Origin of the sequence: Paraburkholderia sp. RL17-347-BIC-D (assembly GCF_046027915.1) — a bacterium.
Lineage (GTDB): Bacteria > Pseudomonadota > Gammaproteobacteria > Burkholderiales > Burkholderiaceae > Paraburkholderia.
On sequence record NZ_JARESS010000308.1, the window covers coordinates 1 to 251 of the forward strand.

Sequence of the window (251 nt, forward strand, 5' to 3'; positions counted from 1 at the left end):
CCCTGCTGCTTGCGGGGCTGAGTCTCGGCCTGGGCGGTTGTCTGCTCGGCCCCGACTACGTGCGACCCACGGTGCCTACGCCGGCGACGTTCCGCTTCGAAGCAAGCGAGGCGGCCGAAGTTGCCAACGCGATGTGGTGGGAGCAATTCGGGGATCCCGTGCTGAACGATCTGATTGCCGCCGCGCTGGCCGACAACAAGGACGTGAAAATCGCTGCGGCGCGCGTCGACCAGTTTCTTGGCCAGTTCGTG

General features: G+C 65.7%; 1 pseudogene. It reads left to right on the forward strand.

The annotated features are described in order from the left end of the window. Nucleotides 1–2 precede the first annotated feature (2 nt). Nucleotides 3–251, forward strand: a pseudogene (locus tag P0D96_RS48695) (efflux transporter outer membrane subunit); the annotation flags it as partial.